Genomic DNA, 25,760 nt, shown 5'->3' with positions numbered 1-25,760 from the left:
CCCGCTTACTGATTATTTGTTGTGGCCTGAGTATTAGTACTCTGCCCGCTATTCGATTGACCAGTCTGGTTTTGATTACCAGTCGATGTATTGCCACCACCACTATTTTCTTTACTTTGAGTATGCGTAGTAGTGGTTGATGATGAACGTTCAGTATCATTCCCAGCATTACCCTGGTTCTCTTGAGTAGTTGAATTATTATTCTGACTACGAGTACTGGAGGATTGCTGATCATCATCCTGTTGCGAAGAAGAATTACTAAGCGCACTACTATCATCAGAATCCATTCGCCGAACTGATGAGGTTGAACTTACTCGTGCACCCTCAGAGGTATGCGTTGCGTGATTAACTACAACGTTTGTCGCCCCCAATGCTAAAACAATCGAAAATAAAGCAAAGGGGGTAACAATAGGTGGGATCTTATTTGACATAAATAAATGCTCCTTTTCTACAACCTATCATACTCGCTTTTTTCCTCCATAAACATTAAGGAAAATTGAAGTTATTTTGTCGTTTCCCTTTTTGCTTGGCAATTAGCACAAATACCATGTAGTTCAAACGTATGTCCATTAATTTTGGCTCCTGGTAATTGCTTAGCAAAAAAGGCATAGTCAATTGGTGGCATTTGAATTTCCTGTACCCGACCACAAACATCACAAATAAAGTGGTGGTGATGATTTGAATCACAACAGACCTTAACCTGCATTCGTTCGTCAGCTTGTCGGGTCTCAACAATCCCTAAACTCTCAAATTCTTTAAGGTTGCGATAGACGGTTCCATAACTAAGCCCAGGATTATCCTTCCGCAAGCGTTGGTCAACGTCAGTAAAATCAATGTAGTGATCAGGGTGTTCTGCTAAGATCTCAATCATTTGCTGTCGTTGTTTTGTCCAACGCGAACCATTATCTTTTAATATTTTATGAGCTTGTTCTACGAGGGTCATCATAATGCCACCTCCCCAATAAGGAAATTATTCTATCATAGTCTACCTATTTTCTAAACTAGTTTGTTTGATAATTTGCTCTAATTGAGCAACTGTTTGCGACCACGAATCATTTACAACTACATTGGCAATCTCTTTTAAACTGTCTGGCAAATGAAGATCACGGTGGTACTCTGCGCTCTTCAATCGCGAATGAATGGCAGATAAGTCATCGCCACGTTTTATCATCCGTTGTGTTAACGAGGCAATATGACTCACCGTTAAAAAGATAATCACTGCTTGATCGCCCAACTTTTGGTGGTAGGTAAATGCTCCTTTAGTATCCAAGACAATGACGTCATCATGTCCCTTTTGCCATCCAGCAGCCAATCCTTCTAACGACGAACCATAAAGGTGCTGATCATATTCAACCGACTCTAATAGATGAAGTTTCTTCATTGAAGTCGGCGTTTCAAAATAATAATCAACCCCATTCCGTTCATTCGGGCGCGCTTCTCTTGTCGTATGGGTAATCACGCGCTCCATACGGTAACGATCATGGAGAAACTTTGCTACCGTTGTTTTACCTGAGCCAGCTGCACCAGCGATTACAAATACTTTTCCGGTTCTCATCTTACTTTGTTAGGTGATCGTTAACTTGATCAAGCAACTGTTTCAAATTATCATACGTCAAACGCTCACGAGCATCCGCATAGTTAAACCAGCCACAGTTTTTGATTTCTTCAGCCTGCAAATGAATATCTTCACTCTGTGTTAGATCAGCGGTATACAAGGTCATTTGCTTCCGGTTGCCATTGGGTAAATCATATTCCGTATAAACATGAAAACTAGTGTCGATTGGCAATACTAATTGCGTTTCTTCTTTAATTTCCCGCTTAGCGGTCTCTTCTAGCGCTTCGTTTCCTTCAACATGCCCCTTAGGGAATCCCCAAAAGTGACCCTTATTTTGGCTTTCTAGTAATAAGTATTCAATCTCACCATTATTTTTCCGGTAAACAACAGCGCCACTAGTAATTTCAATTGCCATAGTCGATTGACTCCTCTTAAAATTAATTTAATTTTTCTCATTGACTTTTAATATTAACCAAATGTATTATATTTAGTATGCGCGACAGGTACTACTCCTGCCGCTAAATTTATTATAGCAAAGGTAGGTTAAAGATGGGCTTAAACATTTTCCGAAAAGAAAGTCTTGATCGTTATCTTGGAGCGGATAAGTTGTTTGTTAAATCAATGACCGCTCGCGATTTAATGGCCATCGGAATCGGAACCGTTATTGGTACCGGGATTTTCATTCTTCCCGGGACCATTGCAGCAAAGCAAGCTGGACCAGGGGTATCCCTCTCCTTCTTGCTGTCTGCAATTGTTTGTGCATTTGCCGCAATGTGTTATGCCGAATTTGCATCGGCACTTCCCGTTGCCGGTAGTGCATACTCCTATGGTAACGTGGTGTTCGGCGAATTTTTCGGCTGGCTGCTTGGCTGGGCGTTGGTTCTTGAATATATGCTTGCCGTAGCGTCAGTTTCAACAGGGTGGGCAGCCTACTTTAACTCTTTTATCGAAAGTTTTGGGTTAAAAGTTCCGCACGCTTTATCAGGACCTTTTGACCCCGCACACGGTACTTACATTAACATCGTTGCGGTGGTAATCGTCCTCCTTGTTACAGTAATGCTGTCCCGTGGACTTCAATCATCAGTCCGAATCAATAATATTGCGGTGGTAATCAAGGTAGCAATTATCGTTATCTTCATCATTGCCGGTTTATTCTTCATTAAGCCGAAGAACTACCACCCATTTCTTCCTTACCATATGAGTGGGGTTGTTCATGGGGCAACGATTGGTTTCTTCGCTTACCTCGGATTCGATACCGTTTCTAGCTCAGCTGCTGAAGTTAAAAATCCTAAGAAAAACATGCCTCTAGGGATTATTGGAACATTAGGGGTTGTTACCCTCCTTTATATGGGAGTGGCAATCGTCTTAACTGGAATGGTCCATTACACACGGTTGGATGTTGCTAACCCAGTATCCTACGCTCTCCAACTAGTTCACCAAAACTGGTTGGCCGAACTCCTATCAATTGGGGCGCTAATCGGAATGTTCACCATGATGGTGGCAATGATTTATTCCAGCTCACGGTTGATCTACGCAATTGGTCGGGATGGTCTCTTACCTGCATTTTTAGGAAAGTTAGATCCAAAAAGTCATTCTCCACAAATTGCTTTATGGATTGTCGGAATTATTATTGCTGCAATGGGTGGCCTGGTTTCACTTGATCAATTAACCAGTCTAGTTAATATTGGGACCTTATTCGCCTTCACCCTTGTTTCATTTGGGATTATCCCTCTTCGGCGACGGAAAGATATTGGTAATCGGGGAGGCTTCAAGGTTCCTCTTTACCCATTCATTCCGATTCTTTCTGGGTTCCTTTGCCTAGCAATGATGACCCAACTACAGCCTGAAACCTACATTGGTGCAGGAATCTGGTTTACTATCGGGATCATTATCTACTTTGCATACGGTTACCGTCACAGTAAGATAAACCAAGAAAATTAAATTTTGAACGCTGCGGATTGGCTCTAACTTCAGAGCTAATCCGCTTTCTTATTGACTGATAGATGTTTGACAGTCTTTTTTGAACTTTGTTATGTTTTTTATAGTTTACTTTTAATTTCAAGGAGGAATCTATTAATAGCCGCTTTATGAAACGGCTATTACTTTATGGAATATACAAAAAAGAATTATAAAAAAGCTCCACTTAAAGTTGTGCACTTTCGCGTTCTCCTGGCAATTATCCTTGGACAGATTGCCTGTGGTTATGCCCTAGGGATTAGTGGCACCGCACTTACACAAGCCCAAGAATACATTCAGATTAATGAATTTTAGGTCGGTTTGATCGGAGCTGGTAGTTTAATTGGACTCATGGGTAGCGCCTTAATGGGACGAATTGCTGATCAATTTGGGCGAAGAAAGATGTTAATGGTTGACATGTACCTTTTTTCGTTATTTCCAGCTCTCCAATTAGTTACTACTAACTTATTCTTACTATTTATTCTCCGGTTCCTAATTGGTTTAATGATTGCAATTGATTATACAGTGGGTAACTCCCTGTTAGTCGAATGGTTACCCACTAAGGAAAGCGGCAAACGTCAAAGTCAGCTAATTGTTTACTGGACAATTGGCTTTATTCTCTCTTACATTGCCGGAATCACCATCAGTGGATTTGGGAGTCATAATTGGCAAATAATTCTTGCCTCATCCCTTGTTCCAGGACTAATTGCTGGAATTTTTCGTTCAGTGTCAAATCTCCCTGCTTCACCGAGTTGGCTTGCCAGCCAAGGTAAAAATAAGAAGGCCCAAAAGCTCATCCAGAAACATATTGGTAAACGGTGGGGCCTTCCATTACGCCTTCTCAGAGCGAAGCCAGCTGATAACATTTCATGGACTATTCTATTTACAAAAAAATACCGGCGACGGACCCTTGTTGGTGGATTGTTCTATGCCTGTCAAGCGTTTGCATTCTTTGGAATTAGTATTTTTCTGCCAATTCTGCTAGAGAATATGGGGATGGAAGATAGTGACTTATCAGGAATCATTTACAACGGTTGCTTACTAATTGGTGTTTTAGTTGGTAGTTGGGTCTTTAAGCGAATTAGTCGTCGAGCGTTTCTTGTCGGTACATTTCTCTTTTCGGCTGCCGCTCTGATTGCAATGCTAATTGGGCCATCATCATTTGGCTTTCAAATCGGAATATTTGCCCTCTTTGCCATCATCCTTTCTTCAGGATTAACGCTCGACTACCCTTACCCGACGGAACTATTCGATATTAAAGTTCGTGCTACTGGAGTAGGAACTTGTATCACCATTAGTCGGGGCGGTGTCGCAAGCGGAACCTTCTTACTTCCCATCCTTACTAATCTCGGTGGTGCACCCTTAGCAATGCTTGTTTGTACCATTGTCCTAATTGTTGGTGGCCTCATTTGCCTCTTCTGGGCACCCGAAACCTCACCAAAATTCATCTAAAACTGATGCTGGAAATTAATCAAAGCAGGGTTAATTTCCAGCTCTTTTTTAAATATGAATTTTCATTGAACTATTATCTAAAAATCCTTTAACAGCAGCTTTCACCATCATTCATAATGGTATAATATTCTTACGAAAAATAAGAAAAGGACTGATTAAAGTAATCTAACTCAAAGCATTTTTAATATTCTTCGCGGGGATGGGAACCTACGATATTGCTTTAAAGAAGTTATTAGAGGGGAGCAAAATGAAAGAGAAATATCAATTAACTACGACTGAGTTGAAGAAAGAATTTAACTTAACGGACTTTACTCAAGGTTTAAGTGACGCAACAGTGAGGCAAAAACTCGCTGAAGACGGCCGGAACGTCCTTGAAGTAAAGCCAACGCCAAAGTGGAAGATCTTTCTTCGCCAATTCAACAACATTGTGATTTATATCTTGTTAGTAGCAACCTTACTGACCGTAATCATTGGTCACTACACGGATGCCATCGTTATTGGTGCTGTGGTGATCCTAAATTCCCTCATCGGGTACTTCCAGGAAACTAGTGCGGCCAATGCTTTAGCAAAAATCAAGGAAATGATGGCTAACCAAGCAACGGTGTACCGTGACGGCAAGCGGCAAGATATTGACGCTGCGGACCTGGTAGTTGGGGATGTTGTCTTCCTTGAAGCCGGGGATAATGTCCCAGCTGACTTACGGATCGTTTCTGCAGATAATTTGAGAATTGAGGAATCTGCTTTAACTGGAGAAACCAATTCAGTGATTAAGACTGATGAGGCCCTCACTGATAATGACGTTCCGTTGGCTGACCGGGTTAACATGGCTTATGCCTCAACTTCCGTAACTAGCGGGAGTGGTCTGGGTATTGTAGTGGCAACGGCTGAACAAACTGAAATTGGGAAGATCTCCCAAGAAGTTGCCCACATTAAGCCAAAGAAGACCCCACTGACAAAGGAAATCGATCATGTTGGGACCGTGGTTTCCTACATTACCATCACCACGTCAATTATTGTCTTCATCGTTGGTTTCATGTTAAAGATTTACTCATTACCTGCATTAGCTCTTGCGGTTGTAGCAATGCTTGTTGGTGCAATTCCTGAAGGTCTTCCAGCAATTACCTCTGTAATTCTAGCATTCGGGATTAGTAAGATGGCCAAGCTGTACAAGACAATTATCAAGTCAATGCCGGCGGTTGAAACTCTTGGTTCGGTCGACGTAATCGCGACTGATAAGACCGGGACGTTAACCAAAAACGAAATGACAGCGACTGAACTATGGGTTGGCGATCAGCTCTACCAAGTTTCAGGAACCGGCTACGCACCAAATGGTGAAATTAAGCTTGACGGTAAAAAAGCACCACTTACTGAGCAATTAAAGCTCTTCGTGGAAGCCGGTTATCAAGCTAACGATACCGTTTTGAGTGAAAATGATGGTGCATGGCACATTAACGGTGAACCGACTGATGGGGCCTTCTTAACGCTTTATCACAAGGCATACGGACCTCAGCACAAGTCACAATACTCAGAAATTGACTTACTACCGTTTGATTCTGACTACCGGTACATCGCTGAATTGACAGAAGACCAAGGAAGTAACGAAAAAGTAATCTTTATTAAGGGTTCTCCAGATAAGTTATTTGAAATGGCCCAAAAAGAAGATCCTAACTTTGACCTCGCTAAGTGGCAAAAACGGGTTAACGACTGGTCAAGTGCTGGCAAACGGGTGATCGCTGTTGGTTACCAACCAGTGCCAAAAGGCGAAAACTTAACCGAAATTGAACACGACCACCTGTACCGCGGAATCAAGTTACTTGGGTTGGCTGCCCTTCTTGATGCACCGCGTGAAGAAGTGATTGAAGCCCTCAAGAAGATGAATACTGCTGGTGTTCACGTTAAGATGATTACTGGTGACGACCCGCAAACTGCACGGGCAATTGGTAAAGAACTAGGATTAACTAACGGTCCAATCAATGCCATTACTGGTTCTGAATGGGACAAGTTATCAAGCAAGGAACGGGAATCCGTAGCATTAAATACACAAGTCTTTGCCCGGACAACTCCACAAAACAAGCTTGAAATCGTGGAAGCTCTGCAAAACCAACAACAGGTTACCGCCATGGTTGGTGACGGGGTAAACGATGCCCCAGCATTAAAGAAAGCCGACATTGGAGTAGCAATGGGAATCAAGGGAACCGACGTTGCTAAAGATGCAGCGGATATGATTCTCGGTGACGATAACTTTGCAACGATGGCTGCCGTAATCAAGGAAGGTCGGCGGATCTATGACAATATCAAGAAGAGTATCCTCTTCCTCCTACCGACATCCTTTGCCGAAGGTTTAGTTGTTGCCTTCTCAATTTTGACTGGTCAACAGGTACCTCTTCAACCTGCACAATTATTGTGGATTAACTTAATTGCCGCCATCACGATTCAATTCGCCTTTGTCTTTGAAAAGGCAGAGGACGGAATCATGGAACGGTCGCCACGACCAATTACTCAACGCCTAATGAACCGCCACGATCTCTTCCAGATGGGATACGTTTCCGCATTAATGGCTATCTTTGCCTTAATCGGTTACGAATGGTTCATCCGCGCTGGTGCTAGCGAAATTAGTGCTACCACAATGATGGTTAATACAATCGTTATTAGTAAGATCTTCTACTTCTTCAGCATTCGGACTGAACAGTATGGTTTAACGCAAATTAACGATATTAGTAAAAATACCTGGGGCGTAATTGGATTGACGGTGATCTTCCAACTAATCTTAACTTACGTACCGTTCATGCAAGCAGCCTTCCACGTTACTGGAATTAGCCTCATTGAATGGGGTGCCGTAATTCTCTTCTCCTGCTTGATCATGATTTTCACTGAAGGAGACAAGTGGATTCGCTTTAGAACAAAAAGGCTTAAATAAATAACAAATTTAAAAGTTGTGAGATGAAAAATTTCATTTCACGACTTTTTTATATTCAATCTTAATCAGGGACTTGCCAAATTAATTTTCTAATGGTATTCTAAGAAACATCAAGTACACGGAAGGAGAAAGTTCAATGTTAGTATTCTTTAACCAATTGCAACAATCTTCCTCCTCAGCCTCTAACTCTATTCGGGGCTGAGTGATTTTAGTGTACCTATAAGACGGTTTAATGTAGTGCCGGGTCCACTTAATCATTTGGCAGCTTCCAGATGATTAAGATTGGACCCGGCTTTTATTATGCCGATTTTGAATTGGAGGAATGGCGATGAATAATCAACCAACAGATGAATTAAAACGGTCGTTAGGTTTTTGGTCGGCAATTTCGATTGTCGTGGGGACAATTATTGGTTCTGGGATCTTCTTTAAGCAGGGTTCAGTCCTTGATAGTGCCGGCACATCAACCCTCGCCATTGCTGCTTGGGTATTTGGTGGGATTATTACCTTAACTGGTGGCCTAACTGTTGCTGAAATTGGTGCCCAAATGCCATACACCGGGGGGCTTTACGTTTATATCGAGAACCTCTACGGAAGAATTCTCGGTTTCTTAGCCGGCTGGATGCAAGTAATCGTGTATGGCCCGGCAATTATCGCATCGGTTGCTGGGTTTATGAGTATCTTAATGGCGAACTTCTTTGGTCTCGGGATTGAATGGCGAATCCCACTGGCGGTAATTACCGTTCTCGCAATCGGGATTATGAACCTTTTTGAAAACAAGGTTGGGGCAATCTTCTCCATCATCACGACTGCCGGAAAGATGATCCCCATCGCGGCAATTATCATTTTTGGGTTAATCTTTGGTGACCAACACGCCTTTGGGCAAACCGTGACTGAAGTTCAACACGCTACTGGTGGCTTTGGTGTCGCTGTTCTTGCCACCCTCTTTGGTTATGATGGTTGGATCTTAATTGCTAACCTTGGTGGAGAAATGAAGAATCCACAAAAGTTACTCCCTAAAGCAATCGTCTTGGGGATTACCGCTGTCTTGGTAATTTACACCCTAATTACAATCGGAATTCTCAAATTCTTACCAGCTAACTTAATCCACCGTCTTGGTGAAAATGCGACTGCCTACCTCGCAACAAAGGCTTTTGGTGCAATCGGTGGAAAGCTTCTCTCGGCCGGAATCATTATTTCAATGATGGGGACACTAAATGGGAAAATGATTACCTTCCCCCGGATTGTTTATGCAATGGCACGCCGTGGTGATCTACCATTCTCGCGTTTTCTTTCGTTCGTTACGCCAAAAGGAAAGTCACCCGTTGTTGCCACGTTATTCATTGTTGTCTTGGCTACTGTGATGATGTTCTTCTTTGATCCTGACCACCTTTCGGATCTCTGCGTCTTCACTGTTTACTGCTTCTATCTCTTGGCATTCTTCGGAATCTTCATTCTGAGGAAGAAAAATAAGGGACCACGCCCCTTCAGTACCCCGCTTTACCCAATTGTACCAATCATCGCAATTGGTGGTGGGATCTTTGTTCTCGTTAGTGAACTTTTCAATGATCCAGCAGGTGTCCTGCTTTTCGTTGGGATCGTAATTGTAGGATTACCAATCTTGTACCTCGTTAAACGGATGGACCAACGTAGGATGGGATAATACAATTGAATAATACTAATCAAAAAATGCTTGGAAATAAATTGTTTTCCAAGCATTTTTTGATTCATTTTTTAAACATCTTAAATTCCAAGAACAAATCATTATATTCACCAAGAACTCGCCGAGGAAGATCCTTATAGGTCTGCAAGTGCTTCATTGTCGACTCTGGTGGATAAAATTGTTGATCAGCGGTTACCGAACGAGGAAGCAATTTTTTGGCTGCCCGATTAGGAGTTGCATACCCTACGTATTCCGCATTTTTCGCTGCGTTTTCTGGCTGGAGCATAAAGTTAATGAACTGGTAAGCCCCCTGCTTATTTTTCGCTGACTTCGGGATCACCATATTATCAAACCAGATATTACTTCCTTCACTAGGAACAACGTAATGCAAGTGATGGTTAATACTCATCATTTCTCGCGCATCCCCAGAATAGGTCACACCAACTGCTGCCTCATCCTGTTCCATGTACATTTTCATCTCATCCGCAATGATCGCCTTAACATTTGGCGTTAAGGCCTGAAGGTGGCGCTGGGCCTGCTTCAACTTTGCATAACTTGTCGTATTAACCGAGTTCCTCTGTGTAATTAATGCCATTGCGAAAACATCACGCGCACTATCGATCAGTAATAAGTTATTCTTTAGTCGCGAATTCCATAACTGTTCCCAGTGTTGAACATCCTGACCACTAATCTTTTGGTCATTATAGATAATTCCTAGTGTTCCCCAGAAATACGGGACCGAATATTTATTACCCGGATCAAAGTCTTTGTTCAAAAATTGGGGATCAATGTAATGTAGATTGCTTAGTTTCCGGTGATTCAATGGCGCCAGTAAGTGTTCCTTTTTCATTCGTTGAACAGTATATTCACTTGGTACTACGACATCATAGTTTGTCCCACCCTGGCGAATTTTCGTTAACATTGACTCATTGCTATCAAACGTTTCATAGTCAACGTGATAATCAGTTTGTCGTTCAAACTTTTTAATTAAGGCTGGATCAATGTAATCCCCCCAGTTATAAACGGTCAGTGTTTTTCCACCACTTCCGTTACTCTGGCGGTTCATCAGGTAATCTCCTAACGCTAATACACAGCACAGTGCAATAATTCCCAGAAGGGCGCCCCAAAGTTTCTTCATTGAGCATCCCCCTCCTTAACCGCCACAATCCGTTGGCGGCGACCAGCATGCTTACTAACAAAGTAATAACCGATTACTAACACAAATGAGACAAGGAACATTAACGTTGATAAGGCATTGATTTCCAGGTTAACCCCTTGTCGTGCTCGAGAATAAATTTCCACTGATAAAGTTGAAAAGCCATTTCCCGTCACAAAGAAAGTAACAGCAAAGTCATCAAGAGAGTAGGTTAACGCCATAAAATAGCCCGCCATAATTCCGGGCGAAATTGCTGGTAAAACTACCCGTGATAATGCTTGCCACCGTGTTGCACCAAGGTCATAAGCCGCATCCACCAATGTTGGTGAAAGCTCATTAATCTTTGGCAACACCATCAAAACAACAATCGGAATTGAAAAGGCAATGTGACTAAGAAGAACCGAGATAAAACCAAGGCGAATGCCGAGGACGGTAAAGAAGATCAAAAAGCTGGCCCCAATAATGACATCTGGTGAAACCATCAAAACATTATTTAATGATAATAAGCTATTTTTCCAAGGGCCATGAGTTTCTTTGATCGCCAGTGCGCCAAGGGTTCCAATAATTGTCGCTACTAAAGATGCTAAAACAGCAACAAGGACCGTATTAATTACAATCGTAATCATCCGTGAATCAGCAAATAGGTCAACATAGTGTTGAAAAGAAAAGCCGTGGTAACGTTCCATTGTTTTTCCGGAACTAAAGGAAAAAATCATTAAGTATAAGATCGGTGCGTACAGGATAATAAATACTAGTCCCAAGTAGATTTTGCCCCATGCAACTTTCTGTTTCATTAATGTCGACCTCCTTTCTCCCGTGTATCGCCAGTAATAAACATCACAATAAACATCGCTAGGATCAGGACAACTCCTATCGTTGATCCCATCCCCCAGTTCTGCGTAGTTAAGAAGTGCTCCTCAATCGCGGTCCCTAACGTAATTACCCGGTTACCACCGATTAAGCGAGTAATCATAAAGAGAGAAAGGGAGGGAATAAAAACTGCCTGGATTCCAGCTTTAACTCCAGGCATTGATAGCGGCAAGATAATTCGCCGGAATGTTTGCCAAGAAGTTGCGCCAAGATCCCTACTAGCATTTAATAACGATGGCTTAATTTCGATCAAGGCATTGAAGATAGGCAAGACCATAAACGGGATTTCAATATATGCCGCAACAAACATAAAACTAGCATCCGTAAAAAGAAGCTGGTGGCTACCTAAGCCAACAAATTGCAAGAAATGGTTAATCGAACCAGTCCGTGAAAAAAGGCCAATAAAGGCATACGTTTTCAATAATAAGTTGATCCATGTCGGTAAGATCACGATCAGTAACCAGAATTGCCGGTTCTGTAATTGGGTAAGAACATAGGCAGTCGGATAACTAATTACTAGGGTTACTAAGGTAATTAAAGCCGCATACCAAACAGAATTAAGGGTCATTTTTAGGTAAGTTGCCGAAGTTAGGTAGTCATGATAGTTGGCTAAGGTAAAGTGGCTATTAATATCAAAAAATGACTGATAAAAGATCAGTGCCAACGGGGCAATTACAAACAGGACAATCCATAAGGCATAAGGGACGATGAACATTGCTTTTTGTCGCATTAATCTTCATCCTCCTCGTAACTATCAAGTCGGGCATCAAAGTCTTCCTCAGATTCGTTATACCGCATTACATGGATATCTTCGAGATCAAATGTGAGGCCTACCTGTGCACCCACAGTTGTTTTATGGATCGAGTTGATCGTCCATTCGTGGTTTCGTTGATCATGAGCAGTAATCTGGTAATCAACGCCCCGGAAAAGCTGCGTATCAACCGTTACCTTTAGTTTTCCCTTTTCCACTGAAGTAATATCCAGATCTTCTGGTCGAATGACAACTTCTACCTTTTCGTTTGGCTTCATCCCAGCATCAACACATTCAAAATCTTGACCATTAATATCAACAACATAATCCTTCTTCATTACCCCAGGAATAATATTGCTTTCGCCAATAAAATCGGCCACAAAATGATTCAACGGTTCATCATAAATGTCTACAGGAGTCCCAGTTTGCTGGATCTTCCCATCGTTGATAATCATGATCTGATCACTCATCGCTAGTGCCTCTTCCTGATCATGGGTAACAAAGATAAAGGTAATCCCTAGTTGCCGTTGTAACTGTCGTAATTCCCGCTGCATATCTACCCGAAGTTTATGATCAAGGGCCGACAAAGCTTCATCAAGGAGGAGGACTTTCGGTCGGTTTACAATTGCACGGGCAATCGCAACCCGCTGTCGTTGCCCACCTGACATCGCCGTAATTTCCCGATTACCGTAGCCATCCAACCGAACAAGGTGCAAAGCTTCCTTTACTCGTTGTTGAATTACCGCTTTCTTTACTCCCTTAATTTGAAGACCAAACGCAACGTTTTCGGCAACATTCATGTGGGGGAATAACGCATAATCTTGAAACACAGTATTTACCTGTCGCTGATTAGCTGGCACATTATTAATTTGTTGTCCATCAAAAAGGACTTCCCCACTGCTAGCCTGATCAAAGCCAGCAATTATTCGCAAAATTGTTGTTTTTCCGGAACCTGAAGGGCCAAGAAGTGTATAAAATTTCCCAGCTTCAACCTCAAAATTAATATCACGAAGAACAACATTATCATCGTAACGCTTACCAACATGTTTAAATTCCAAGATATTTTTTCCCATAATCTTCCCTCACGGTTTATTTAATTCGTCCATCGTAGCCAATTAATTATACTCTTTATTTATTCTGACGGTGGTTACAATGCAATGACAATTTAGATATATAATAAAAGTATGTGTACTTGACTGGGCACTGGCGAGATAGACTACATTGTCGAAATACACTCGCCAGGGACTTGCTAAAGCTAGCGGTTCTAGGCTACATTGTCAAAATGTGCTCGCCAGGGACTTGCTAGAGCTAGCAACCTCCTTCCTAGACGCAAGACGCCTTCGTCAGGATAAATTGCTAGTCTTCCGCAAGTCCTCTGCTGGCTCGCACTCTCTTTCAAAAAGGTGATCATCATGCGAATTAATCAATATAGTATTGCTAAAACAAGTTTGGAACAAAAATTACGTGAAATGAAAAAATTACATTTACTAAGGGGAAATGAAGCGACGGAACTGGAACCAACACAGATGTGGTTAACTCTTCTTGCCCGTACCCATATGGCTAGTGAACAACCGATTGCGGTCCGCCAATGGCTTCACGATTTTCTGGCTACTCCAGACCTTGCAATTGACGAATGGCTTGGACACGACCAACCACTAACCACAGATGTTTTCTACCTCGTTGCTCTCCAGCTCCTTCATTTCGAACCAGGAGTTGACTTTAACCTTGAGCATCCCCTCGAAGATTGGGCTCATATTGGATTACCGTTTAGTCAACACACTAGCTGGTCAACCACTGATGTTTTGGAAGCCTTCTACCTCCTCCTTAACACTCGCAATAAGGATGGTCAGTCATTTATCGATCAACTAACCAGTGAGGGCTTCATGGCGTGGTCATACCGACTCCCGGCTTATAAAAAGCCTCTCTACTTTAACGGCAAACCCCTTGCTTCTTTTGATCCGGCAAAGTTTATCCGTGAAGTCGTTTACGTTGAAACTGACATGGATACTGATTACGATGGCAAAGCAGACCTGGTTAAGGTGGAAATTCTCCGACCAATTGATAGCAACAGTGGCTTAAAAGTGCCTGCTGTCTTCACCGCTAGTCCATACAACCAAGGAACAAACGATGAATGGGGCGAAAAGGTAACTCACCACGTTAATCATCCATTAACCCACAAAAATGCAGGAGAGGTTGCTCCTGCTGAGCCAAAGTTTCCACAGAAATTTACTCACCAGAAAATCAAGAGTGAAAGCAAACATGCAACGGAGAGTTTTGCAGAAACACCAGCATATACTCTTAATAACTACTTAGCCGCTCGAGGCTACGCAATTGTTTATTCAGCCGGGATTGGGACTAAGGATTCCGATGGTCTTCAAACATGTGGTTCTCCTGAACAAACTGACTCCATGAAAGCTGTCGTTGAATGGCTTCATGGTGATCGGGTAGCATTTACCGATCGTCATAGCGGGATCCAAATCAAGGCCTGGTGGTGTAACGGTAACGTTGCAATGACCGGACGTTCTTACCTTGGAACTCTCGCTACAGCCGTTGCTACAACTACTGTTCCGGGATTAAAGGCCATCATCAGTGAAGCGGCAATTTCATCATGGTACGATTACTACCGTGAAAATGGTCTGGTTCGTGCACCAGGTGGCTTCCAAGGTGAAGATGAGGATGTCTTAGCTGACGAAACATTTAGCCGAACAAAACGCCCTGCTGACTATCACCGGATCGAGAAGACGAACAACAAGTACATTGATGGTCTTGCTGAAGCAATGGATCGCAAGACCGGTAATTACAACGACTTCTGGGCTAGTCGAAACTACCGTCCTGCCATCAAAAACATTAAAGCTTCAGTAATGATGGTTCATGGCCTAAATGACACAAACGTTAAGCCAAGTAATGTTAAAGCACTCTATGATGGCCTTCAAATACTTCCCGTAACCAGTAAGCTAGTTCTCCACCAAGGACAGCACATTTACATCAATGCATTCCAGTCACTCGACTTTTCAGAAATGGTGAACCTCTGGCTAGCAAATAAGCTCTGGGATCAAGATAACCATGCTGATGAAACGTTGCCAAAGGTTCTCGTTCAAGATAATACACAACCAGAAACGTGGTGGACATATGATAATTGGACCGCCGGAAGTAAAAAGATCCTCTACTTTAATAAGACGGAATTAACTGAAAATGATCCCCAACTTTCTACAGAATATCGTTTTAACGACCAGCAAACTCCAGAAACATTTGAAAAATGGTGCAAAAATATTAATGATTGGCAGAACGCCTTAGTTAAAGACAGCGGTCAGTTCTCTTACCAATTAAAGACTGAGCCAGTTGATCAAGATCTTTTACTGCGCGGAACACCAGAAGTTAACGTTACGGTTGCTGCTTCTGCAGATCACGGAATGATCAGTGCACAATTAGTTGATTTGGGAAACGCTAAACGGTTGACGGCCTCACCAGTATTGATGAAACGCAACGGTCTCCAACTTGGTTTCCACTGGGCAAGCGATGATCTTCGTGAATTCAAGTTGCAAGCAAATGCAAGCGACTTTAAAGTAATTGCAGACGGCCACATTAACCTACAAAACCGTCATAGTGCTGCCCAAGTTGATGATTTATCAGCAAACCAATTTGTGAAATTGCACTTTGAACTTCAACCAATTTTCCACCACCTGCTCAAAGGACACCAACTTGGTCTGATCATCTATAGCACTGATTTTGGTGCTACTCTCCGTGGTAATGAAGAAATTACTTATACCATTAAAACTAAGGATAGTTCACTTATGATTCCAGGAGTAAAGCCACTCTAGTCTTCATCACCTAACCCGTTATTTTTCACAAGCCACTTGATCCTGTGCTAAAATGGTTTGTATATCGTATAAATATACGAATAAAGGAGAGATGGAGAAATGAAAACTGGAACAAAGATCATTACCCTAGATAATGGCTACCATCTTTGGACAAATACTCAGGGTGAAGGTGATATTCACCTATTAGCCCTTCATGGTGGTCCCGGTGGTAACCATGAATACTGGGAAGATGCTGCCGATCAGTTAAAGAAACAAGGGTTAAACGTTCAAGTTACAATGTACGACCAACTTGGTTCCCTTTATTCTGACCAACCAGACTATTCAGATCCTAAAATTGCTAAGAAGTACTTAACTTACGAATACTTTTTGGATGAAGTTGACGAAGTACGGGAAAAACTTGGACTCGACAACTTCTACCTCATTGGCCAAAGCTGGGGTGGTTTGCTTGTCCAAGAATACGCTGTTAAGTACGGCCAACACTTAAAGGGTGCCATTATCTCATCAATGGTTGATGAGATTGATGATTACGTTAAGAACGTTAATGCTCTCCGGGAAAAGACCCTTTCTAAAGAAGCAGTTGACTTTATGAAGGAATGCGAAGCCAAGAACGACTACAGCAATCCAAAGTATCAAGAATACGTTCAAGTAATGAATGAAAATTACATTGACCGGAAACAACCTTCGAAGCTTTACCACCTTAAAGATATTGGTGGGGATGCCGTTTACAATGCTTTCCAAGGAGATAACGAATTTGTCATCACCGGGAAGCTTAAGGATTGGCATTTCCGTGATCAACTAAAGAACATCAAGGTTCCTACTCTTGTTACCTTTGGTGAACATGAATCAATGCCACTTGCAACTGGTAAGAAGATGGCAGAATTAATTCCAAACGCTAAGTTCGTTACCACGCCAAATGGTGGTCACCACCACATGGTTGATAATCCAGATGTTTACTACAAGCACCTGGTCGACTTTATTCGTGAATGCGAACAAGCATAATAATGAAAGACTAGCTCATCCCTTTTTAGGCGATCAACTAGTCTTTTTTATTTATCAGTATTCAATTGGTTAATCCGTGATCACATTTATTATACAATGGAATTGGAAAACATAAGATTGCGAGGTTTACTTTATGGCACACCAAATTACTAATTTCATTTTTGATATTGATGGAACCCTCATCAACACTTACGAGAAATACATGCCACCAATGATCGATGTAATGGAAAAGCATGGCTACCATGTTCCCGAAGACCAAGTTGATTCATTAAAGCGGAAACTCTTCGGAATTACTGGTGCTGACTCTCTGCGCCAAGCTGGGGTTAAAGAAGAGGATATTCCAGAAATGGTTGACGAATGGCGGAAACTATCATTTCAACGTGAAAACTTGGTAACAGTTTTCCCTGGAATCAAAGAAATGATTACGAATCTTGCTGCTCGGTCAGACGCCAAATTAGCAATTGCAACGTCCAAAGTTCGGGAAGACTACCAGGATCATTTTGTAAACGACTATGATTGGACGAAATACTTTGATGTTGTTGTAACTGAAGAATTAACTAGTAAGCATAAGCCCGATCCTGACCCAATCCTGTTAGCGATGGAAAAGATGGGTGCCCGTCCTGAAAATTCAGTCTATGTTGGTGATACCATTAATGATCTGAAAGCTGCCCATAATGCTGGAATCAAATTTGCCGGTGCTTTATATGGTTCATCACAGCCCCAAAGTATTCAAAATGCTGACTATCCGCTTCATGAACCACAAGATTTACTAAAAATTGATTAAAAAAATACGCAAGAGGCTGTGGCATAAGTTATCAACACAGTTAAAAATACTACAGCGCAGTACAACAAAGGGGCTCTAACGTTCGGATTTTCCGAACGCTAGAGCCCTCTTTGCGCTTGCGGGAGTTCCCAGAGGCTAGCTTCGCGTCGAAAAACGAACTAGCAAGCTAGTTCTGTCTCACTCCCTTGCATACTTATTTTTTAAATAATTGTGCCATCTTAGCCGCAACCTCAGGATCAAGGTTATCCGCAAGGGTTCCGGTATTATTCTCTGCTTTTGTTTGCTGGCTATTCTTAATTACCTCAGCTAAGTTATCGGCAACAGCCTGCTCACCAATCTCAATTGGGTTAATGGTAAGACGGCCACCAGCTGCATCTGCGTGACCACCACCATTAAAGTATTTCTCAGCAAACTTTGCCACATCCAGCTTTCCATTACTTCTTAACGAAACACTCACTGGACTAATCACCAAAGCAGCATCGACATCAGGATGCTGAATTAATAACTCGTGGGCAATTTCGGACTTATAGTCATCAGCATAAACTAACCCTAATTGGTGACCATCAATTTTAGTAATCAAGGTATCTTTTAAGTGGCTCTTCAAGTACTTTGCCCGTCGCTCATTAAGGGTCTTAATTAAAAGCTGGTTCTGCTTTACGTAATCTTCCCAACCAACATTAAATACGTTTGCAACAAATGATGCTGAATCCTGGAGTGGGTAGAACCAGAATAGTTGGTCAAAGTTATCTGCGGCAACCCGTTCTTCTTCACTGATATCAGGATCATTTTGCCAGTCCCACGTATCATATGCCCGAATAAGTTCGACCAGGTAATCAAGTTGTTGACGCCGTTCCTCACTAAGGTCAGTGAAGTGAGGCTGCTCTTTTAGCCAATCCCAAACAAGACTCGTTGCACTTGGATTAATTTTTGGGTTAGCAGGACGAATACTATTGGCAGAATACTGTTCCCGTAACTCCGCTTCCGTCTCGTGGTGATCAAATACTAGCCAGTGGTTGGCAAAGTTAGTATTTAACTGTTTAAAGGTGTAATCACTATCCGGCGTCATATCCATGATATAAACATCCGTAGCGCGACTTGCTTCTGCTGTTTGCAACCACTTGGCGAACTCTTCATCGATCCGCCCGGCCCCACAATTTGTGAGATCAAACTCACAATTAGGAAACATCGTCTCTTTAACGGTTTCTAATAGTAGGGGTGCACCGAACCCATCCAAATCGTTATGTGAAAAAATTTTAATTACCTGATTTGCCATAATTAATACCATTCCCTTTGCTTTATCCTAATCAATTATACAAGATACCTGTACTTATGTCCTGACACTTCATAAACTTCTTGGTATGATTATTATTAGTAAGCATTTAGAAAGGATAAAGTACTATGCAACTATATGATTATCGTCATGAGCTAATTGAGCTATTGGAAAATACCAGTAACGATCAAGAAAGTCTCAAACAAACATTACAAAGTTTAACCACTGTTATTAATATTTTAAACCACTATGAAGATGGAACGCCAAGTCCAGTGACGAAACGGCCAAAACGCATCCCCCATTCTGAGAATAAGGCCAAGCGACCAACCCCACGAATCCGTCAAGCAAGTCACTCTTCACTCCTTACGGGACCAGCACATGAAGTTACAACTAGTTCATTGAGCCACTCAGTTACTCCTGAACCTGTTACTGTTGAAACAGGTTCACAGAAAGAACGACTTGCCGCTGATGATCTCTACTTGGTCCACCGGAAACTAAGTGGTGCTGAGATTAACCACCGTTACTACAACGAAGCATTAATCCACTCCCTTCACTTTCCCGTGGAAGATGGTGACATTGTCCAACTCGATCCCCAACAAACAGTCCGTGGTCTCCCATCAATCCGTCGGGTAACTGCTGATCACCTTGACGACTATGAACCAGAGAAAATTAAGGTAATCGAATATGCTGAATTAACCAGCGTTCCTGGATCCGACGTTCTTCAGATCAATTCGACACTAAAAGGAAACTCCATCCTCGACGAAGCCTCCGCAAATACCATTGTCGTTGATCCGTTCAAATTTCCTGGTCGAAACCTTAAAGCTGGCATGGTGATTGACTACGCCTACTTCGATCACGGTAACGGTCTTGAAGATGCTAAGAATGGTTCAATTCGTTGGATACACGAAAAACAAGACTTTGATACGACTAAGCAACCTGCAAAGCCAAAGCAAGTTAAAAAGGTTGCACACCCACGACATGATTATGAGAAAAAATTAGATTACGATTTGAAGCAACGAATTGTTCTCGTAATTACTGGTGATCGGGAACGTTCACAAGAATTAAAGGCGGTTGTCGACAAGCACCACGGTCTTTACCACGCTCTCGATGCCTCCATGGAAGATAAGGTTTCTAGCAGTAAAATGAAACGGGAAATTCGTGACGCCGACTTTGTTGTGGTCTGCATTGATAAGATCCATCACCGGATTAGTCAACTTGCTAACCACCATGCAAAGCGTTATGAAAAGCCATTAGCAATTGCCAACACAACCACAAATACGGCTGTAGAACGTGCAATTGCTCGTGCATTAAATGGTGATCCAGCCTACGCACAAACGAGCGAAGATTTAGCAAATTACGAGAAAAAATAAAAAATTCTAAAAAGTTGTTGACTTTAATTAGAAAATCATTAGAATAGTAAACAACAATTTAATTATTCGATCGCAATGAGAAAGAAGAGTAGATTGACGATAACCTTCAGCGAGTCTCGGTAGGTGTAAGGAGATAGGTTCAACGTTAATTGAAAATCACTTTCGAGCTTAAATCTTAACTACAGTAAGATTTAATGGTAGCACCCATTAACGTGCCGACGTATCGCTCATTCCCGGGCCGTACGTACAAGGTATTATCAGCAATGATGATACGAAGATAGGGTGGTACCACGCTCAAGCGTCCCTTAACCAAAGCAATTTTGGTTAAGGGACTTTTTTGTTGGGATCAAAGCAATTATTAAATGCTTTTTATATCCTAGGAGGAATTGATTATGCAGGATTTAACAACAAAAAAGTTAACATTTAAGCAATACTTAGTTGTTGCTTCGCTATTATTCGGGTTATTCTTTGGTGCTGGGAACTTGATTTTTCCCCTTCACCTTGGCCAATTAGCTGGGGCCAATTGGGGACCAGCTGCTCTTGGATTTTTAGTCACTGGAGTTTTACTCCCGTTACTTTCTGTTCTTGCCATCGCCGTCACCCGAGCAGAAGGGGTTTATGATGTTGGTCGTCCGCTTGGTGCGGTATTTGCCCTTGTCTTCATGGTTTTGATTCACGCGACTATCGGTCCTTTATTCGGAACACCACGAACTGCTACTGTTTCATTCACTGTTGGGGTGGCACCTTTTGTTCCCAAGGCTGCTCAAGGTTGGGCCCTTTTCCTCTTCTCTGCTGTTTTCTTTGCTTTAGCATTCGCATTCTCTTACAAGGAAAATAGCATCCTTTCTAATGTCGGTAAGGTTTTGAACCCAGTATTCCTCGCACTCTTATTCTTGGTCTTCGTCGTTGCCTTTGCTAACCCTCTTGGTAATCCAGCCAACGCTCCGGTAACCAGTGCTTACACTCATGCAGCGGTTACTAACGGCTTCCTTGAAGGATACAACACAATGGATGCTCTTGCAGGACTTGCCTTCGGAGTTACAGTTGTGACTGCAATCAAGGGGATGGGCGTTCGTCGTCCCAGTGCTGTATCAAAAGTTGTTACTAAGTCAGGTGTCTTAGCTGTTGGTGCTATCGGCTTTATCTACCTTCTCTTGATCGTTCTTGGTGCAATGTCCCTTGGTCGTTTTAAGGTTTCTCCTGATGGTGGAGTTGCTTTTAACCAATTAGTTAACGCTTATGCTGGTGCCTTTGGTCAAGTTGTTTTAGCCTTCTTATTAACCGTTACTTGTTTAACCACTGCTGTTGGATTAGTCGCTGCGTTTGCCCAAGACTTTCATAAGCACTTCCCAAAGGTTAGTTACCACACCTGGTTAGCTCTCAGCTGCCTGGCTTCATTCCTCACTGCTAACTTTGGTTTAGATCAAATCATCGCTTGGTCAACACCAATGCTCATGTTCCTTTACCCATTATCAATGGTCTTGATTGTCTTATCCGTTGCTTCACCACTCTTCCACCGCGATGGCGTTGTTTACTTCTTCGTTGTCCTCTTAACTGTGGTACCAGCACTCGGTGATATGGTGGTTGCTTTCCCAGCAGTTGTTAGTCAAAGTTCATTTGGTCTCTGGGTAGCTAATGTAAGAAGTATGCTACCACTTGCTTCAATGGGACTTTCATGGGTTGTTCCCGCTCTCGTTGGGTTAGTTATTGGTCTCCTTGTCCACTTCTTCCGTCGCAATCGAGTTAATATTAACCAAACGGAAGTTAATTAATAAAGTTAGAAATTAAGTAAAAAACAGCACAGGACATTAAATCCTGTGCTGTTTTTGGTGTAATTTTGTACTCGCTCTAACCTTCCTCGAGCTAAGAAGATTCTAGGCAACGAGGTTGAAATGTGCTCGCCAGGGACCTGCTAGAGCTAGCAACCTCCTTCCTAGGTGCAAGTCGCCTTCGTCAGGAGAAATTGCTAGCTTTCCGGAAACTCTTTGGAGCGAAGGCACTCTACTACTTGTCATACTTCTCCAATCCGAATTTATGAATGGCGTAGATGAGTTTGTTGGCGTAGTTGGGATCGGTTGCGTAGCCGTTCTTTTGTAGTTCTTGGGCAGCTTTTTGGTAGTCAGTTTTGGTTCGTACACCATCAAAACGGTGATGGTTATCTTTAGTCCCATTCACGATTATGTTCGTATGAGCTTTAATCGAATCATCCCAAGTTTGGTAAACGGCAAAGTATTGAGGAATATAACGTTGTTTGCCATTAATATTTTCAATGGTGTACATTCGAACCTTATCTTCACCCTTGTTTGCCTTCATCCCAAACAAGTTATTGTACTTATTACCAAGACGACTATTCCCCCACTGAGATTCTAGCCCTGCCTGCGCAATAGTAATACTTGCCGGAATTCCATACTTTTTTTGTTCACGCTGGGCAGCCGGAGCTACTTGAGAAACAAATTCTTGTACGGTCATATTCTGATCATGAATCTGCCGTGGGTATCCTGACAATGGACTGTTTTTAATTGTTAATCCACAAATCGTAAAAACAACCACTAAAAAGATAACTGTAATTGCAGAAATTATTTTGGTTTCTTTTTTCATTTTTTATTCCTCTTTAGAAAGTATTCGTCGCTTATTATAAAACATTCTTTTATTCTAAGTGAGGACTTTTAAGACTTCTTTACCAAGTTTTTCTTAATTTCATTAAAGTGCTTGGTGTCGGTAATCTTCATCTTCGGGAAGCTCTTAATTAACCGCCGTTGGTTCCAAGAAAGCTTGTGGTTAAACCGTTGTAATTCGCCATTGTCAATAATTTCCGCACACCAGTTAGCCAACCGTTGATGCAACCGCTGCCCTTCTTCTGGACCTGCTTCACGAATCCGCTGACGCAAGTTCTCCAGGCGTTGATTAATCCGGTTATCCCACTGTTTGGTAGAAATATGAAGCTTGTGGACACTGAACATGGTTAAGACCATATCTGTTCCCATAGCAATGACTATTATGGCCGCTAACCAACCATGTGTTTTGGTTTCTTCCCAGTTAATTATTCGCTGGACAAATGGTTGAATATCCCTAACCAGAAAAACAACACCAATTCCCCAAAATAATGAAATCTCAGGAGCAACCCTTCCCTGGATATTTCCCTTCAATTTGGAGTAATCCCAAAGTTTCATGTGAAAAAACTTTTCCAAAAACAAACTAGCAAAATATTCAAAAATGCTAGCAACGATAAAGCCGACAATAAACAGGAGAATAATATTATTCTTAACGGGTTCCGCAGTAATTAGGATCGTGGTAATGGCAAAACCATAAACTGGACAATATGGACCAAAAAGAAAGCCACGATATGCATAGTGATGATCCTTAATTGAGCAGTAAAAAGTTTCCCATAACCAGCCAACTACTGAATAGGTAAAAAATAAGACAATAATTTCTGATAATGAGTAATGCATGATCCCGCATCCTCCCTTCATCAATTATTGTCTCATACTTTTCTACTTTAAACTAAGCTTTTCCACATTCAGGATCTTATCAAGCCAGCCTTCATAAAAACTTTGTTCGTGGCTAACTAAAATTAAATTTCCCGGGAAATTTTGAAGGGCAGTCTTTAACCCTTCTTTAGTTTCATCATCAAGGTGGTTAGTCGGTTCATCCATGATCAGGAAATTCGATGGTGTTAACTCTAAGATTGCTAGCTTAACCTTGGTTTGTTCCCCACCAGAAAGCAGGTGAAGAGGCTTCATTGTGTTTGCCGCGTTAATTCCGGCCCGCGCTAACTTCTGGCGGATAGTTTTCGGTTGCATTGTTGGAAACATATTTTGAATTGTTTGCAATGGCGTTAATGAAGGATCATTCCATTCTAGATCCTGATCAAAGTAATTAATCCGAGCAGATGGTGAAAAGGTTGCTGTACCTCCTAATGCAGGAATCTTCTTTAAGATCGACTTAATTAAAGTTGATTTACCAACCCCATTAAATCCTGTAAAGAGAAGTTTTTCTCCCATCGTCATTGAAAACGTAACTGGTGCAAGCAACGGGTGGCCATACCCAACGGAGAGTTTTTCTACCCGAAGTGCATTGGCTGATCCGGTGTTTTCATACGGGAATTTAAAGGTAGCTTTTAAATTGTCTGCAGGTGGATCAATCCGCTTCATCCGTGCCAGCATCTTTTCCCGTGATTTTGCCATTGTAGACTTAGAACCAGCCTTATTTTTCCGAATAAACCGTTCAGTCTTTTCAATTACAACCTGTTGCTTTTCGTATTCACGTTCCTGAGTTTCTTTTCGTTCTTCCTTTTGCCGCATTGCTTGTTCAAAACTTCCCCGGTACTTGGTGATTTTTCCAAAAGCAACGTCACAGATCGTGTTCGTCACTTGTTCCAGAAAATCATAGTCATGAGAAATAATCATTGCCGCACCATCAAAGTCATTTAAATAATCAATCAACCATTCAATGTGGGCGGTATCAAGGTAGTTTGTCGGTTCATCAAGCAGGATCACGTCAGGCTTTTCAAGCAACATCTTTGCCAAAATAATCTTTGAACGTTGACCACCACTCAATTCGGAAACAACGTGATCCTTACCGATTTCGGTTAACCCCAAACCATTCATTACTCGCTCAACTTCCGTTTCAATATCGTAGAAGTTATGAGCGTCTAGTTGTTCTTGAAGCCGACCAGCTTTGGTTAATAACTCATCGTCCATCTTTTGTGCATACTCTTCATACAGCTTATTCATCCGATTATTGATCTCGTACAGGTCCGAAAAGGCAGTATGAAGAAACTTGATCAGCGTCATCCCTTTAGGAATATCAACATACTGATCAAGGTAACCGATCTTAACGTTCTTTGCCCAGGTTACCGTCCCAGAAACCGGGAGAACCTTTCCAATTAAAATTTTGATGAGGGTACTCTTTCCGGCACCATTTTGGCCAACAATCCCCATGTGTTCGTGCTTCTCAAGTTGAAAGCTTGCATCATCATAGAGTTGCTTATCTGCATAACTCATCGTCAATCCCTTGACGTCTAATACTGCCATGTCTTTTCTCTCTCCTCATTTTTGCCGTTTAAACTGATTAATATGGTAACACAAATCAATTTCCCCTCCAAACTAATTAATGTCAGATGTCCTTTTTCACCTTGACATCCAGATTCTCCTTCGCTAAACTATAGACAATCTTATATGAACGGGAGAAAGTTAAATGATT

Annotated in this window: 20 protein-coding genes, 1 pseudogene and 1 other annotated feature; of the genes and pseudogenes, 9 read left to right on the top strand and 12 right to left on the bottom strand. The window is 41.9% G+C overall.

Going from position 1 to position 25,760, the window contains the following annotated elements; genetic code table 11:
- Window positions 1–5 precede the first annotated feature (5 nt).
- The 4 genes from NFR46_RS00730 to NFR46_RS00715 form a co-directional block, all read right to left on the bottom strand.
- Complete coding sequence (locus tag NFR46_RS00730; protein ID WP_251573965.1) at window positions 6–431, bottom strand: hypothetical protein; 426 nt, start codon at window positions 429–431, stop codon at window positions 6–8.
- Between the two features lie 71 nt (window positions 432–502).
- Window positions 503–946 carry a Fur family transcriptional regulator gene (locus tag NFR46_RS00725; protein ID WP_251573963.1) on the bottom strand — a complete coding sequence of 148 codons (444 nt, stop codon included), beginning with the start codon at window positions 944–946 and terminating at the stop codon, window positions 503–505.
- A gap of 39 nt (window positions 947–985) precedes the next feature.
- Window positions 986–1,555 (bottom strand): guanylate kinase, encoded by a 570-nt coding sequence (locus NFR46_RS00720; RefSeq protein ID WP_251573961.1) that lies wholly within the window; start codon window positions 1,553–1,555, stop codon window positions 986–988.
- Between the two features lies 1 nt (window position 1,556).
- Entirely contained in the window at window positions 1,557–1,970 is a 414-nt protein-coding gene (locus NFR46_RS00715) for a bis(5'-nucleosyl)-tetraphosphatase (RefSeq protein ID WP_242334626.1), read from the bottom strand.
- A 134-nt stretch (window positions 1,971–2,104) separates the two neighbouring features.
- Here NFR46_RS00715 and NFR46_RS00710 point away from each other — a divergent pair, with 134 nt between their 5' ends.
- From NFR46_RS00710 to NFR46_RS00695, 4 genes and pseudogenes are all read left to right on the top strand, one after another.
- The gene (locus NFR46_RS00710) at window positions 2,105–3,496 is read left to right on the top strand and encodes an APC family permease (protein ID WP_251573959.1); all 1,392 of its coding nucleotides are present in this window, start codon (window positions 2,105–2,107) and stop codon (window positions 3,494–3,496) included.
- A 165-nt stretch (window positions 3,497–3,661) separates the two neighbouring features.
- Window positions 3,662–4,963, top strand: a pseudogene (locus tag NFR46_RS00705) (MFS transporter).
- A 247-nt stretch (window positions 4,964–5,210) separates the two neighbouring features.
- Window positions 5,211–7,880 (top strand): HAD-IC family P-type ATPase, encoded by a 2,670-nt coding sequence (locus NFR46_RS00700; RefSeq protein WP_251573957.1) that lies wholly within the window; start codon window positions 5,211–5,213, stop codon window positions 7,878–7,880.
- Window positions 7,881–8,208: 328 nt separating this feature from the next.
- Window positions 8,209–9,540, top strand: coding sequence for an APC family permease (locus tag NFR46_RS00695; protein ID WP_251573955.1), 1,332 nt, complete (start codon window positions 8,209–8,211; stop codon window positions 9,538–9,540).
- Window positions 9,541–9,604: 64 nt separating this feature from the next.
- Here the strand turns inward: NFR46_RS00695 and NFR46_RS00690 are convergent, their stop codons facing one another.
- The 4 genes from NFR46_RS00690 to NFR46_RS00675 are packed head-to-tail and all read right to left on the bottom strand — an operon-like array spanning window position 9,605 to window position 13,390.
- Window positions 9,605–10,678 (bottom strand): ABC transporter substrate-binding protein, encoded by a 1,074-nt coding sequence (locus tag NFR46_RS00690; protein ID WP_251573954.1) that lies wholly within the window; start codon window positions 10,676–10,678, stop codon window positions 9,605–9,607.
- On the bottom strand, window positions 10,675–11,490 hold the full coding sequence (locus tag NFR46_RS00685; RefSeq protein WP_251573952.1) for an ABC transporter permease: 816 nt from the start codon (window positions 11,488–11,490) through the stop codon (window positions 10,675–10,677). The genes NFR46_RS00690 and NFR46_RS00685 overlap by 4 nt, the downstream gene beginning before the upstream one ends.
- Entirely contained in the window at window positions 11,490–12,296 is an 807-nt protein-coding gene (locus NFR46_RS00680) for an ABC transporter permease (RefSeq protein WP_251573950.1), read from the bottom strand. Before NFR46_RS00680 ends, NFR46_RS00685 begins: the two co-directional genes overlap by 1 nt.
- Window positions 12,296–13,390 (bottom strand): ABC transporter ATP-binding protein, encoded by a 1,095-nt coding sequence (locus tag NFR46_RS00675; RefSeq protein ID WP_251573948.1) that lies wholly within the window; start codon window positions 13,388–13,390, stop codon window positions 12,296–12,298. The genes NFR46_RS00680 and NFR46_RS00675 overlap by 1 nt, the downstream gene beginning before the upstream one ends.
- 339 nt (window positions 13,391–13,729) lie before the next feature.
- On the opposite strand from NFR46_RS00675, the gene NFR46_RS00670 reads away from it, so the two are divergent.
- The 3 genes from NFR46_RS00670 (at window position 13,730) to NFR46_RS00660 (ending at window position 17,918) form a co-directional block, all read left to right on the top strand.
- Window positions 13,730–16,135, top strand: coding sequence for a Xaa-Pro dipeptidyl-peptidase (locus NFR46_RS00670; RefSeq protein WP_251573947.1), 2,406 nt, complete (start codon window positions 13,730–13,732; stop codon window positions 16,133–16,135).
- Window positions 16,136–16,234: 99 nt separating this feature from the next.
- Complete coding sequence (locus NFR46_RS00665) at window positions 16,235–17,134, top strand: proline-specific peptidase family protein (RefSeq protein WP_251573945.1); 900 nt, start codon at window positions 16,235–16,237, stop codon at window positions 17,132–17,134.
- Window positions 17,135–17,267: 133 nt separating this feature from the next.
- Window positions 17,268–17,918: an HAD family hydrolase gene (locus tag NFR46_RS00660; protein ID WP_251573943.1), complete on the top strand. Its 651-nt coding sequence runs from the start codon at window positions 17,268–17,270 to the stop codon at window positions 17,916–17,918.
- 193 nt (window positions 17,919–18,111) lie between these two features.
- Here NFR46_RS00660 and NFR46_RS00655 read toward each other — a convergent pair whose 3' ends face one another.
- Window positions 18,112–19,191, bottom strand: coding sequence for a DHHA1 domain-containing protein (locus NFR46_RS00655; protein ID WP_251573942.1), 1,080 nt, complete (start codon window positions 19,189–19,191; stop codon window positions 18,112–18,114).
- Between the two features lie 125 nt (window positions 19,192–19,316).
- On the opposite strand from NFR46_RS00655, the gene NFR46_RS00650 reads away from it, so the two are divergent.
- The gene (locus NFR46_RS00650) at window positions 19,317–20,558 is read left to right on the top strand and encodes a DUF2325 domain-containing protein (RefSeq protein WP_251573940.1); all 1,242 of its coding nucleotides are present in this window, start codon (window positions 19,317–19,319) and stop codon (window positions 20,556–20,558) included.
- Window positions 20,559–20,624: 66 nt separating this feature from the next.
- Window positions 20,625–20,867 (top strand) — a binding site (T-box leader).
- An 83-nt stretch (window positions 20,868–20,950) separates the two neighbouring features.
- On the top strand, window positions 20,951–22,330 hold the full coding sequence (gene brnQ / locus NFR46_RS00645) for a branched-chain amino acid transport system II carrier protein (protein WP_251573938.1): 1,380 nt from the start codon (window positions 20,951–20,953) through the stop codon (window positions 22,328–22,330).
- A gap of 232 nt (window positions 22,331–22,562) precedes the next feature.
- Here the strand turns inward: brnQ and NFR46_RS00640 are convergent, their stop codons facing one another.
- The 3 genes from NFR46_RS00640 to NFR46_RS00630 form a co-directional block, all read right to left on the bottom strand.
- The gene (locus NFR46_RS00640) at window positions 22,563–23,156 is read right to left on the bottom strand and encodes a glycoside hydrolase family 73 protein (protein WP_251573936.1); all 594 of its coding nucleotides are present in this window, start codon (window positions 23,154–23,156) and stop codon (window positions 22,563–22,565) included.
- A 68-nt stretch (window positions 23,157–23,224) separates the two neighbouring features.
- Window positions 23,225–24,007 carry a putative ABC transporter permease gene (locus NFR46_RS00635; protein ID WP_251573934.1) on the bottom strand — a complete coding sequence of 261 codons (783 nt, stop codon included), beginning with the start codon at window positions 24,005–24,007 and terminating at the stop codon, window positions 23,225–23,227.
- Window positions 24,008–24,049: 42 nt separating this feature from the next.
- A complete protein-coding gene (locus NFR46_RS00630; protein ID WP_251573933.1) occupies window positions 24,050–25,591 on the bottom strand; it encodes an ABC-F family ATP-binding cassette domain-containing protein in 1,542 nt (513 codons plus the stop codon).
- Window positions 25,592–25,760: the final 169 nt, after the last annotated feature.

Source organism: Limosilactobacillus agrestimuris, from assembly GCF_943193105.1.
GTDB classification, from domain to species: Bacteria; Bacillota; Bacilli; order Lactobacillales; family Lactobacillaceae; genus Limosilactobacillus; species Limosilactobacillus agrestimuris.
Note: the sequence above shows the minus strand (reverse complement) of the source record. Positions and strands in the feature narration are given on the sequence as shown.

Bases quoted from the DNA above. Each gene is read 5' to 3' on its own strand.
- NFR46_RS00630 (WP_251573933.1), bottom strand. From the start codon at position 25,591: ATGGCAGTATTAGACGTCAAGGGATTGACGATGAGTTATGCAGATAAG.
- NFR46_RS00675 (WP_251573948.1), bottom strand. From the start codon at position 13,390: ATGGGAAAAAATATCTTGGAATTTAAACATGTTGGTAAGCGTTACGAT.
- NFR46_RS00720 (WP_251573961.1), bottom strand. From the start codon at position 1,555: ATGAGAACCGGAAAAGTATTTGTAATCGCTGGTGCAGCTGGCTCAGGT.
- NFR46_RS00635 (WP_251573934.1), bottom strand. From the start codon at position 24,007: ATGCATTACTCATTATCAGAAATTATTGTCTTATTTTTTACCTATTCA.
- NFR46_RS00700 (WP_251573957.1), top strand. From the start codon at position 5,211: ATGAAAGAGAAATATCAATTAACTACGACTGAGTTGAAGAAAGAATTT.
- NFR46_RS00690 (WP_251573954.1), bottom strand. From the start codon at position 10,678: ATGAAGAAACTTTGGGGCGCCCTTCTGGGAATTATTGCACTGTGCTGT.
- NFR46_RS00670 (WP_251573947.1), top strand. From the start codon at position 13,730: ATGCGAATTAATCAATATAGTATTGCTAAAACAAGTTTGGAACAAAAA.
- NFR46_RS00650 (WP_251573940.1), top strand. From the start codon at position 19,317: ATGCAACTATATGATTATCGTCATGAGCTAATTGAGCTATTGGAAAAT.
- NFR46_RS00640 (WP_251573936.1), bottom strand. From the start codon at position 23,156: ATGAAAAAAGAAACCAAAATAATTTCTGCAATTACAGTTATCTTTTTA.
- NFR46_RS00725 (WP_251573963.1), bottom strand. From the start codon at position 946: ATGATGACCCTCGTAGAACAAGCTCATAAAATATTAAAAGATAATGGT.
- NFR46_RS00685 (WP_251573952.1), bottom strand. From the start codon at position 11,490: ATGAAACAGAAAGTTGCATGGGGCAAAATCTACTTGGGACTAGTATTT.
- NFR46_RS00695 (WP_251573955.1), top strand. From the start codon at position 8,209: ATGAATAATCAACCAACAGATGAATTAAAACGGTCGTTAGGTTTTTGG.
- NFR46_RS00730 (WP_251573965.1), bottom strand. From the start codon at position 431: ATGTCAAATAAGATCCCACCTATTGTTACCCCCTTTGCTTTATTTTCG.
- NFR46_RS00715 (WP_242334626.1), bottom strand. From the start codon at position 1,970: ATGGCAATTGAAATTACTAGTGGCGCTGTTGTTTACCGGAAAAATAAT.
- brnQ (WP_251573938.1), top strand. From the start codon at position 20,951: ATGCAGGATTTAACAACAAAAAAGTTAACATTTAAGCAATACTTAGTT.
- NFR46_RS00655 (WP_251573942.1), bottom strand. From the start codon at position 19,191: ATGGCAAATCAGGTAATTAAAATTTTTTCACATAACGATTTGGATGGG.
- NFR46_RS00660 (WP_251573943.1), top strand. From the start codon at position 17,268: ATGGCACACCAAATTACTAATTTCATTTTTGATATTGATGGAACCCTC.
- NFR46_RS00710 (WP_251573959.1), top strand. From the start codon at position 2,105: ATGGGCTTAAACATTTTCCGAAAAGAAAGTCTTGATCGTTATCTTGGA.
- NFR46_RS00680 (WP_251573950.1), bottom strand. From the start codon at position 12,296: ATGCGACAAAAAGCAATGTTCATCGTCCCTTATGCCTTATGGATTGTC.
- NFR46_RS00665 (WP_251573945.1), top strand. From the start codon at position 16,235: ATGAAAACTGGAACAAAGATCATTACCCTAGATAATGGCTACCATCTT.